Origin of the sequence: Brachybacterium atlanticum (assembly GCF_025669985.1) — a bacterium.
Taxonomy (GTDB): domain Bacteria; phylum Actinomycetota; class Actinomycetes; order Actinomycetales; family Dermabacteraceae; genus Brachybacterium; species Brachybacterium conglomeratum.
The window spans coordinates 23184-29824 of sequence record NZ_JAKJJW010000039.1 but is presented as its reverse complement, the minus strand read 5'-3'; the positions used below and the strand labels follow the sequence as shown (position 1 = coordinate 29824).

At 73.2% G+C, this 6641-nt stretch carries 5 protein-coding genes; 4 read left to right on the top strand and 1 reads right to left on the bottom strand.

Going from position 1 to position 6641, the window contains the following annotated elements; translation table 11 throughout:
* Positions 1-1275, bottom strand: a 1275-nt coding sequence (locus L3K22_RS14730; protein WP_263312051.1) for a DEAD/DEAH box helicase, incomplete at its 3' end; no start/stop codon positions are given.
* A 384-nt stretch (positions 1276-1659) separates the two neighbouring features.
* Between L3K22_RS14730 and L3K22_RS14725 the strand changes: the two genes are divergently transcribed.
* From L3K22_RS14725 to L3K22_RS14710, 4 genes are all read left to right on the top strand, one after another.
* Complete coding sequence (locus L3K22_RS14725) at positions 1660-3615, top strand: glycoside hydrolase family 2 protein (protein WP_263312050.1); 1956 nt, start codon at positions 1660-1662, stop codon at positions 3613-3615.
* Between the two features lie 189 nt (positions 3616-3804).
* On the top strand, positions 3805-4827 hold the full coding sequence (locus L3K22_RS14720) for a ribonuclease HI family protein (protein ID WP_263312049.1): 1023 nt from the start codon (positions 3805-3807) through the stop codon (positions 4825-4827).
* Complete coding sequence (locus tag L3K22_RS14715) at positions 4824-6089, top strand: DUF418 domain-containing protein (RefSeq protein ID WP_263312048.1); 1266 nt, start codon at positions 4824-4826, stop codon at positions 6087-6089. The genes L3K22_RS14720 and L3K22_RS14715 overlap by 4 nt, the downstream gene beginning before the upstream one ends.
* On the top strand, positions 6086-6640 hold the full coding sequence (locus L3K22_RS14710) for a DUF4031 domain-containing protein (protein ID WP_263312047.1): 555 nt from the start codon (positions 6086-6088) through the stop codon (positions 6638-6640). The genes L3K22_RS14715 and L3K22_RS14710 overlap by 4 nt, the downstream gene beginning before the upstream one ends.
* Position 6641: the final 1 nt, after the last annotated feature.

Here is a 6641-nt window from a genome sequence, read left to right as displayed (position 1 = left end):
GCCCTGACCGCCGCGACCGCGACCGCCCTGGCCGCCGCCGCGACGCTCGCCCGCCATGCGGCGCTCGTCCAGCGGCTCCTCCGGCTGGCGCGGCTCATGGGTCGCCACGCGCTCGCCGGGGGCGAGCTGCGTGAGGACGGGGCTGGTCGAGACGACCTGCTGGTGGTACGTGGGGGTGATTCCGGCCTTGCGCATCAGATCGTTCACGTCGCGCTTCTGGTCCGGGGTCTGCACGGTGATGACCGTGCCGGACTCGCCGGCGCGCGCGGTGCGGCCCGAGCGGTGCAGGTAGGCCTTGTGCTCGACGGGCGGGTCGGCGTGGACCACGAGCGCGACCTCGTCCACGTGGATGCCGCGCGCGGCGATGTCGGTGCAGACCATCGTCGTCGCGGTGCCGGAGCCGAAGGCCTCGAGGTTCCTCGTGCGGGCGTTCTGCGAGAGGTTCCCGTGCAGGTCCACCGCGTCCACGCCGCGGGCGGAGAGCTTGCGGGCGAGGTTCTTCGCGCCGTACTTGGTGCGGGTGAACATGATGGTGCGGCCGGGGGCGGCCGCGAGGTCGCGCAGCACGTCGAAGCGCGTCTCCTTGTCGACCTCGAGCACGTGGTGCTCCATCGTGCCCACGGGGCTCGTCGCGGGGTCCGCGGAGTGCGTGACCGGGTCGTGGAGGAACTCCTTGACCAGCTTGTTCACGCCGGAGTCGAGGGTCGCGGAGAACAGCATGCGCTGGCCGCGGCGCGGGGTCGCCTCGAGGATGCGGCGCACCATGGGCAGGAAGCCCATGTCGGCCATGTGGTCGGCCTCGTCGATCACGGTGATCTCGATGGCGCCGAGATCGGCGTGGCCCTGGCCCATCAGGTCCAGGAGCCGTCCGGGGCAGGCGATGAGCACGTCGACGCCGCCCGCGAGGGCGTTCACCTGCGGGTTCTGGCCGACGCCGCCGAAGACGACGGCGCTGCGCAGGCCGGCGGCCTTCTCCAGCGGCTTCAGCGAGTCGGCGATCTGCGAGGCGAGCTCGCGGGTGGGGGCGAGCACGAGCGAGCGCGGCCGACGGGCGGTGCGGCGCTTCGGGGTCTCCAGCAGGCGCGCCACCAGCGGAAGCAGGAAGGCGTAGGTCTTGCCCGAGCCGGTGCGGCCCCGGCCCAGCACGTCGCGCCCGGCCAGGGAGTCCGGCAGGGTCGCGGCCTGGATGGGGGTGGGGTCGGTGATCCCCAGCGGCGCGAGGGCGGCGGTGAGGGAGGCGGGCACGCCGAGGCGTGCGAAGTCAGGGGTGGTCACGAAGGGTGATCCGTTCTCTGTGCGTTGCACCCCGCACGTCGTCGTCGCGTCGCGACCGCCGGGGGCGGTCCTCTCCGGCCGACGCTGTCGCCGTCGGCGGGGCCTGCCGCTGCTCGTGTCCGACGCCGTGCGTCGAGGGGTGCGGGGCTGCCCGGACGGGACCTGTGCCGCGGCGGGAGGACGGCACTTCTACCCACCTTACGCGGCGGTCACCTCGCAGGCGACGGGCGGCTCCCCGCATGTGAGATACCACCGTGTCCTCCTGCCGCGGCCTGCGTCCCCGTAAGCCATCCGCCGGGGATTTCCAACGTTGCACATTCTGGGGTGATGGGGTTGACTGGCTCCCGACAGATCACCGCCGATCACGCGCCAGGAGCCTCTGTGATGACCCCTCCGACCCCCGCGCTGCCCGAGGCGCTCGCCGCGCTGTTCACACGAGCCGACGAGCTCGCGGCCCAGCTGGACGCCCCGCTCTCCGCCGCGCCCGACGTGCCCCGTTCCGAGCACCCGCGCCCCCAGCTGCAGCGCCCCACCTGGCTGAACCTCAACGGGACCTGGGAGTTCGAGATCGACCGCGGCGACACGGGCCGGGAGCGCGGCCTGCTGGACCGCGCGCTCGAGGACGAGATCACGGTGCCCTTCGCGCCCGAGACCGCGGCCTCCGGGATCGGCGACCGCGACTTCCTCGAAGCCGTCTGGTACCGCCGCACCCTCACCATCCCCGCGGACTGGGAGGGCCTGCGCCCGATCCTCCGCTTCGAGGCGGTGGACCAGGACGCGACCGTCTGGGCGAACGGCGTCGAGGTCGCCCGCCACCGCGGCGGCTTCACCCCCTTCGCCGCCGACCTCTCCCAGGTCCCCGACCTCGGCGCCGGCGACGAGGTGAGCATCGTGGTCCGCGCCCGCGACCCGCACGATGCGCCCCAGGCTCGCGGCAAGCAGTCCACCTGGTTCCGCCCCACTCACGCCAACTACCACCGCACCACCGGCATCTGGCAGAGCGTCTGGCTCGAGGGCGTGCCGGCCGACGAGATCCGCTCCCTGCGGATCATCCCCTCGCTCGCCGCCGCCTCCTTCGCGATCGACGTGCCGCTCTCGCGCAGCACCCCCGGCACCTCCCTCGAGATCATCGCCACCGTGCCCGGCGGGGAGGAGATCGCGCGTACGAGCGTCCGCGCCGACCTCGACCTCGCCCCGCACCTGGCGCTGACGATCCCCTCCGAGCACGTGCGCGTGTGGGGCGCCGGCGCGCCCGAGCTCTACGCCCTGCAGGTGCGGCTGCTGGATGCCGACGGCGCCGTGCTCGACGAGGTCCGCTCCTACGCGGGCCTGCGCTCGACCTCCCTGAACGCCCACGAGTACCGCCTGAACGGCGAGAAGGTCTTCCAGCGCCTGGTCCTGGACCAGGGCTACTGGGAGGAGTCGTTCATGACCGCCCCGTCGGACGATGCCTTCACCACCGACATCCGCCTCGCGATGGAGGCCGGTTTCAACGGCGCCCGTCTCCACCAGAAGGTCTTCGACCAGCGCATGCTCTTCTGGGCTGACCTGCACGGCTATCTCACCTGGGGCGAGTTCGGGGACTGGGGCGTCTCGGGCCTCGGCCCGCTCGGCGACAACCAGCAGCCCACCGCCTCCTTCATCGGGCAGTGGATCGAGGCGGTCGCCCGCGACATCAACCACCCCTCGATCATCGGCTGGTGCCCGCTGAACGAGACCCACCAGATCCTCCACGACCGCTTCACGCAGCTCGATACCGTCACCCAGGCGATGTACGACGCGACCAAGCTCGCCGACCCCTCCCGCCCCGTGCTCGACGCCTCGGGCTACTCCCACCGGGTGCGCGGCGCCGACGTCTACGACTCCCACTCCTACGAGCAGGATCCCGAGCGGTTCCGTGCCGAGCAGGCCGGGCTCGCCGACGGTCGACCCTTCGCCAACCGCCGCGACCTGGCCCCGGACGAGTACCCCTTCGCCGACGGCGAGTTCTCCCTGCCCTTCGCCGGCCAGCCCTACTTCGTCTCGGAGTACGGCGGCATCTGGTGGAACGAGCAGGAGGCGAAGGAGGCCGCCGAGGCGGCGCGGGCCGGCAGCAACGCCGCCGAGTCCTGGGGCTACGGTCAGCGGATCACCAGCGAGGAGGAGCTCTACGAGCGCTTCGAGGGGCTCACCCGCGTGCTGCTCGAGGACCCGCTGATGTTCGGCTACTGCTACACGCAGATGACCGACGTGTTCCAGGAGAAGAACGGCGTGGTCGACTTCGCCCGCGGCCGCAAGCTCGACCTCGCCCGGCTCCGCGCGGTCCAGGAGCAGCCCGCGGCGTACGAGACCGAGGGCTGAGCCTCCGGGCGCACTCCCGCCCCGTCGGCGTCGGTGCCGGAGAGATCCGTGGCGCCGACGGCGGCGCGCCCGAGGTGCTGGGGCCGTGCTCCGCGACGCACGGGGAGCGGACAGCGGATCGCGCAGCGGACCGCGAGCGATCGTTGGCCGAAGCGGGGAACGTCGCCGGGCTGTGGAACGATTGCGCCCATGACGATCACCGCTGCGGCCGACGGCTCCGCCCTCGGCAATCCCGGACCCGCAGGCTGGGCCTGGTACATCGACGAGGACACCTGGCGTGCGGGCGGCTGGCCCCACGGCACCAACAACATGGGCGAGCTGAAGGCCGTCCTGGACCTCCTCGAGGCGACAGCCGTGGACGCCGACCAGCACCTGCACATCCTGTGCGACAGCCAGTACGTCATCAACTCCGTCACCAAGTGGATGCCGGGCTGGAAGCGCAAGGGCTGGCGCAAGAAGGACGGCAAGCCCGTCATGAACGTCGAGCTGCTCAAGGACATCGACCGGGCGCTCGCCGGCCGCAGCGTCGAGTTCGAGTGGGTCAAGGGCCACGCCGGCCACGCCATGAACGAGGCGGCCGACAAGCGCGCCAACGCCGCCGCGACCGCGTTCTCCAAGAAGCAGGACCCGCAGGTCGGGCCTGGATACCGGGGGAGCGGCACCGCGCAGGGCGGCACCTCTCCCGCGCCATCGGCCGGCTCCTCGTCGACGGGCTCCCCGTCGGCCGCGCCGTCCTCCTCGCAGACCGGCGCGGCCGGCGATCCGGATGACCTCTTCAGCCTCTTCGACACCGCCGATCCCGCCCCCGCCGCATCCTGCTCCACCGCGGTCGAGGACACGGTGCTCGTCGCCGACGCCCCCGGCACCAGCGACTTCGAGCAGGTCATCACCCGTGAGCAGGCGCTGCTCACCGACGCGCTGCGCGCCGACGCGCCGAGCGCGGCCGAACTCCTGCACCCCGCCTTCACCGAGATCGGCGCGAGCGGGCGCAGCTACGACCGCGACGAGATCCTCTCCGCCCTCGCCCCGCTGGCGGACGTGCAGGCCGAGGAGTTCCTCGCCGACGAGATCGCGCCCGGTGCGATCCTCCTGCGCTACGTCACCACCGGCCCGGACGGCACCGTTCGCCGCAGCTCGCTGTGGGTGAAGGAGCGGGGACGCTGGCTGCTGCGTCACCACCAGGGCACCCCGGAGGGCGCCGGAGGACGGTGACCGTCTCCGTCCCGCTCGACGCCCGTGCGGGCGGCCCCGACCTCGCGCGCGGGATCGCCCTGCTCGGCATCGCGCTGGCGAACCTGGTGGGCTGGCTGCACGGCTCCGCCTGGACGGTGCTGCTGAAGCAGCAGGACGCGAGCGCCGCGGACCGTGTCGTGGACGTGCTGCTCGCCCTGCTCGTCGACAACCGCGGCTTCCCGCTGTTCGCGCTGCTGTTCGGGTACGGGATCGGGATCCTCCGCCGCCGCTCCCTCGAGCGCGGGGAGCGCGCGGGGCGGTTCCTGCGGCGCATGCTGCGTCGCTTCGCCGTGCTGCTGGCGATCGGTCTCGCCCACGCGATCCTGCTGTTCAGCGGAGACATCCTGGTCGGGTACGCGGTGATCGGGATGCTCTGCGCACTGCTGATGACCCGGGGCCGGGTGGTGCTCGCCGCCGCAGCGATCGTGACGCTGCCGGCGCTCGGCGTCTGGGGATGGGTGGACGGCACGGTCGGGCTCGGCGGCGGCACCGGCTACGCGTCCGCCTCCGCACCGGACTATCTGGCCGGCGTCGGGATCCGAGCGCCTGACGCCCTGCACGGCCTGCTGCTCGCCCCGATCGAGGAGATCGGCCTGCTCTCCCCGATGGCGCTCGGCGCGCTCATGGCTCGCGCCCGACTGCTCGAGGACGTCTCCGCGCATCGGCGCCGGCTCGGCCGGCTCGCGCGGTGGGGGCTCGCGATCGGCCTGGTCGGCGCGGTGCCGCTGACGGCGGTGCTGGTCCTGGACCCCGCCCACTCCCACCTCGACTCCGAGCTGCTGCTCGGCACCCTCGGGGTGCTGCACCAGATCAGCGGGCTCGCCGGGGGCATCGGCCTCGCCGCCGCCGCTGCGCTGATCGCCGAGCGGTTCCGAGCGCGGCTCCAGGTAGGGGAGCCGGTCCCGCTCAGCCGTCTCGTCCGCGCCGTCGAGGCGCTCGGCGCGGTCTCACTCAGCGCGTATCTCGCTCAGTCGGTCCTGTGCCTGCTCCTGTTCCCGCCGTACACCCTCGACCTCGGCGCGCAGCTCGGCAGCGCGGGCGCCGCGGCGCTCGTGCTCGCCGGCTGGCTCCTCATGCTCCCGCCCGCCGTGCTGCTGCGCCGGAGCGGACGACGCGGCCCGATGGAGCACGTGCTGCGCGTTCTGGCAGGATCGAGCACACCCCGCACACCCCGCACACCCCGCACGCCGCGCACACCTCGCACCACCGACGCCAGCCGAGCCCGCGGAGGAACCCGATGACCGTCTTCGCCGACACCCCGCGCTGGCCCCGCCACGGCACCGTGTGGGGTCATCTCGTCTCGGACCGCTCCCTCGAGGAGCTGCACGAGGCCGCTGCCCATGCCGGACTGCCCCCGCGCGCCTTCGACCTCGACCACTATGACTGGCCCGCCTCCGCCCGCGAGGACCTCGAGGCCGCCGGGGTGAGCTTCGTCGGCGACCGCGAGCTGACCCGGATCCTGCTGCGCTCCGGGTTGCGGGTGAAGCTTTCCGAGCGTCCCGCCGCCCGCGCCCGACGCAGCGCCGAGCATGCCGCCGCGCTGGGGCTCGATCCGGTCCCGCGGGACCTGATCGTCGGGCTCCTCGGCCACGTCGATCCGCTGCCGGAGGTGCCCGGCGCCTTTCGATTCACCCGCGACCGGCCGCATGGCAGGGCGCGGATCGAGGCGCACGATGCGGAGGGCCGACGGGCCGCCGAGCGACTGCTGCAGCGGGTGGACCTGCTCGCTCGCGCGGCGGGCGAGGAGGGCTTCGTCGGTCAGGTGATGGACGCGCCGACCGCGCACCGCTGAG

Excerpts from the sequence above, each read along its gene's own strand:
- L3K22_RS14725 (WP_263312050.1), top strand. The coding sequence starts at position 1,660 with ATGACCCCTCCGACCCCCGCGCTGCCCGAGGCGCTCGCCGCGCTGTTC.
- L3K22_RS14710 (WP_263312047.1), top strand. The coding sequence starts at position 6,086 with ATGACCGTCTTCGCCGACACCCCGCGCTGGCCCCGCCACGGCACCGTG.
- L3K22_RS14720 (WP_263312049.1), top strand. The coding sequence starts at position 3,805 with ATGACGATCACCGCTGCGGCCGACGGCTCCGCCCTCGGCAATCCCGGA.